The organism is Bacteroides sp. CAG:633 (genome assembly GCF_000435115.1).
GTDB classification, from domain to species: Bacteria; Bacteroidota; Bacteroidia; order Bacteroidales; family Bacteroidaceae; genus Bacteroides; species Bacteroides ndongoniae.
Map to the genome: position 1 here is coordinate 951 of NZ_FR883061.1, position 4,065 is coordinate 5,015.

Annotated in this window: 4 protein-coding genes and 1 pseudogene (1 of these 5 cut by a window edge); 2 read left to right on the forward strand and 3 right to left on the reverse strand. The window is 56.3% G+C overall.

From position 1 onward, the window contains the following. Both QVP67_RS07570 and pta read right to left on the reverse strand, forming a co-directional pair. Nucleotides 1-615: pseudogene (locus QVP67_RS07570) on the reverse strand (acetate kinase) (it extends 611 nt beyond the left edge of the window). A gap of 81 nt (nt 616-696) precedes the next feature. Beyond that, complete coding sequence (pta, locus tag QVP67_RS07575; RefSeq protein WP_022162970.1) at nt 697-1,713, reverse strand: phosphate acetyltransferase; 1,017 nt, start codon at nt 1,711-1,713, stop codon at nt 697-699. Nucleotides 1,714-2,123: 410 nt separating this feature from the next. Here pta and QVP67_RS07580 point away from each other — a divergent pair, with 410 nt between their 5' ends. After that, on the forward strand, nt 2,124-2,492 hold the full coding sequence (locus QVP67_RS07580) for a CidA/LrgA family protein (protein WP_022162971.1): 369 nt from the start codon (nt 2,124-2,126) through the stop codon (nt 2,490-2,492). Next, nucleotides 2,489-3,184 (forward strand): LrgB family protein, encoded by a 696-nt coding sequence (locus tag QVP67_RS07585; protein WP_022162972.1) that lies wholly within the window; start codon nt 2,489-2,491, stop codon nt 3,182-3,184. The genes QVP67_RS07580 and QVP67_RS07585 overlap by 4 nt, the downstream gene beginning before the upstream one ends. A 163-nt stretch (nt 3,185-3,347) precedes the next feature. Here the strand turns inward: QVP67_RS07585 and QVP67_RS07590 are convergent. Beyond that, nucleotides 3,348-4,065: metallopeptidase TldD-related protein (locus tag QVP67_RS07590; protein WP_288180008.1), on the reverse strand; the 718-nt coding region annotated here is incomplete at its 5' end.

Genomic DNA, 4,065 nt, shown 5'->3' on the forward strand with positions numbered 1-4,065 from the left:
GATGATGCGCAAGCCTTCGGGTTTCACGCCCAGGAACTCGCATACGCGCTGCGATACGTAGCGGTGTGAGGTTCCGTGGAAGCCGTAGCGACGCACGCCGTACTTCTGGTACAGTTCGTAGGGAACGGCGTACATGTAGGCGTAGTCGGGCATGGTCTGATGGAAGGCGGTGTCGAAGACGCCAATCTGCGGCACGTTGGGCAGGATGGCTTCGATGGCATGAACGCCTTTCAGGTTGGCGGGGTTGTGCAGCGGAGCCAGGTCGTTGCAGGCAGTGAAGGCATCGAGCACTTCCTTCGTCAGCAGTACCGACTTGCTGAACTTTTCGCCGCCGTGCACCATGCGGTGGCCTACGGCATTGATTTCGTCGAGCGACTTGATGGCTCCGTACTCGGGGCTGGTCAGCGTGTTGAGGATGAACTCTACGCCTACGGTGTGTTCGGGGATGTTTTTCTCCAGAATCTTCTTTTCGCCGTTGGGCAAAGTCAGCTTCAGGAACGAGTCGGGCAAGCCGATTTTCTCGATACCGCCCTGTGCGATAACCGACTTGCTGTCCATGTCGAACAGCTTATATTTGATGGATGAACTTCCGCAGTTCAGAACTAAGATTTTCATAAAGAATTAAGAATTAAAAATTAAAAATGAATAACGGATGGGCGGTTGAACGCCGCGCCAATCCGCGTCAGCAAACCGTAATTACTTGCCTTCCTTGGCTGCGATGGCCTGGTTGGCAGTGATGGCGATCATGCGGTAAACGTCCTCGATAGAGCATCCGCGCGACAGGTCGTTCACAGGGCGTGCGATACCTTGCAGGATGGGACCTACGGCGTCGGCATGACCCAGACGCTGAACGAGCTTGTAGGAGATGTTACCTACTTCGAGGCTGGGCACAACGAGTACGTTGGCATGTCCGGCGATGGACGAACCCGGAGCCTTGCTGGCACCTACTTCGGGCACGAGGGCGGCATCGGCCTGCAATTCGCCGTCGATGGCGATGTCGGGAGCCATTTCTTTGGCTATCTTCAGAGCCTCGACTACCTTGTCTACTACTTCGTGCTTGGCCGAACCTTTGGTCGAGAAGCTCAGCATGGCCACTTTCGGATCGAGTCCGGCAACGGCGCGTGCGGTGCGTGCGGTGCAGACGGCAATCTGTGCCAGCTGTCCGGCATCGGGCACGGGTGTTACGGCTACGTCGCCCATGACGAGGACACCGTTCTTACCGTATTCGGGAGCGTGAGTGAGCAACAGCATGGCGCCCGATACGCAGGTGATGCCCGGAGCGGTCTTGATGATCTGCAGGGCAGGACGCAGTACGTCGCCCGTCGTGTTGCGAGCACCGGCCAGCTGACCGTCGGCGTCGCCATTCTTTATCATGAGGCAGCCCAGGTAGAGCGGGTCGAGCACCAGCTTGCGGGCTTCTTCGATGGTCATGCCTTTCTTCTTGCGCAGTTCGCAGAGCAACTGTGCGTACTCTTCCATCTTAGGATGGTTTGCGGGGTCGATGATGGTGGCTTTACCGATGTTGCCCAAGCCCCACTCTTTGGCGCAGGCTTCGATTTCGGCCGGGTTACCCAGCAGAATCAGGTCGGCTACTCCGTCTGTCAAAATCTGGTTGGCAGCTTTCAAGGTGCGTTCTTCGGTTCCTTCGGGAAGAACAATGCGTTGGCGGTTTGCTTTGGCGCGCTCAACGATTTCGTTAATTAATCTTTGCATGATAATATATAGTGTATAAGAATAACCGGAAGTAATCTGTGTAATTCACGCTGCAAAATTACACAATTTTGCAACATCAACATTGCAATTCGAGGCTATTTTACGGGAGAAACGTCAAATATTGGAAAATTTAACACAAGCCGCCGACGGCCGACGACCGCGCTTCGGGGGCGCGAGCCGTGCAGGTGTCGCTCGTGAGCCATGCAAGTGTCTCTCGCGAGCCGTGCAAGTGTCTCTCGCGAGCCACACAAGTGCGCCACAAACGATAACTTTTTCCCCTCCCGACGGCACAACCGACCGATAGAATCGCTACCTTTGCAGCCGTTTTCAGTATAAACGCCCGACGGGGAGCGACTCCGCCGGAGCGAAATGTACAATAAGGTATTACTTTTTTTTAGCTTAACAGTATTATGATTCGTCAATGCGCCATCCTCTTCGGATGCCTTGCCTTGGGTGAACTGATTGTCTGGCTGACGGGCGTCAAACTGCCGTCCAGCATCATCGGGATGCTGCTGCTCACCCTCTTCCTGAAACTGGGTTGGATCAAGCTGCACTGGGTGCAGGGCATGTCCGACTTTCTGGTAGCCAATCTGGGATTTTTCTTCGTGCCGCCCGGCGTGGCACTGATGCTCTACTTCGACGTCATCGCCGCCGAGTTCTGGCCCATCGTCATTGCTACGGTAGCCAGTACCGCCCTGGTACTTGTCTCGACCGGCTGGGTACACCAGCTTCTGCACCGTTATTTCCATCGTCATCCCTTAACCCGTAAACAGAAATGAATTATCTCGAAAACAACTTTTTCCTGTTGGCCGTCACCTTCGGCGTCTTCTTCCTGTCGAAGCTGTTGCAGAAGAAGACCGGCATCATGCTGCTCAACCCCATCCTGATTACCATTGCCGTGCTCATCATCTTCCTGAAGATGGCACACATCGAATACTCCACCTACAACGAGGCGGGCCACCTCATCGAGTTCTGGCTGAAGCCGGCCGTCGTGGCCTTAGGCGTGCCCCTATACCTGCAATTAGAGACCATCAAGAAGCAGATTCTGCCCATCATCCTGTCGCAGCTGGCCGGATGCGTGGTGGGCGTCGTGTCCGTCGTGCTCATTGCCAAACTGATGGGTGCCTCGAACGAAATCATCTACTCGCTGGCGCCCAAGTCCGTCACTACCCCCATCGCCATGGAGGTGGCCAAGTCGCTGGGTGGCATCCCCTCGCTGACGGCAGCCGTCGTTGTCTGTGTAGGTCTGCTGGGCGGCATCCTCGGTTTCCGGATGATGCGTCTGACGGGCGTGCAAAGTCCCATGGCGCAAGGCCTTTCGATGGGAGCCGCCGCACACGCCGTAGGCACCTCGGCCGCGATGGACGTCAGCCGCAAGTACGGCGCCTTCGCCAGCCTGGCCCTGACGCTGAACGGCATCTTCACCGCCCTGTTCACGCCGACGCTGCTTGAGTTGTTGGGGTTGCTGTAGAGCGACGCTCCGCAGAAGAAAACAAAAAAAGAGAGAGGGTGTGCCAGCATTAAGAGATATCATCTTAATCTGACACACCCTCTCTGTGTGCAGGCGAACTTACCGAACGCCCTTTCGGGCCATTAGCCCGTATACGAGTGTGAAGCCCAGCGGACGCTGTCCGTTACAGTCCGCTGAAGCTGATGCCGTCGAATACCAGCGAAGGGATGCGCCACGAACGGTTCAGCATGGCATCGTTGCCCACCTCGACCAGCGAGCTCCACAGCTGCACCATGTTGCCCGTGACGTTCATTTCGTTGACGGGTTGCGTCAGCTTGCCGTTCTCGATCAGGAAACCTTCGATACCGTACGAGAAGTCGCCCGAGCTGCTGTTGCTGTTTCCGCCGTTCAGTCCCGTCACCAGGATACCGTTCTGTACGTCGGCCACCAGTCCGTTCAGGTCCTTGTTGCCCGGCTCCAGAATCAGCAGCGACGGCGAACTGATGGTAGGTGCCACGCCCATCTTCTTGGCGTTGTAAGTATCGATGAAGTAAGTCTTCAGTACACCCTTGTCGAAAATGAAGCGCGGTTCAGTGGCCACACCTTCCGAGTCGAAGTAGCGGGCACCGTTGGCTCCTATCAGATGGGGTTCGTCCTTCAGCGTCAGCTTCGTGGAGCCTACCTGCTGGTTCAGCTTGTCGAGCAGGAACGAGTTCTTCTGCTGCAACGACGAGCCATAGAGGGCACTGAGCATCGGGCTAAGCAGACTGCCCGAAGTCATGGGGTCCAGCACCATGGTGTATTTGCCCGACTTCGCCTTCCGCTGCCCCAACTTACGCAATACCCGTTCCAGCGCCTTAGAGCCGATGCCGGTCTTCGGCAACTGGTCGTAGAAGAGGCTG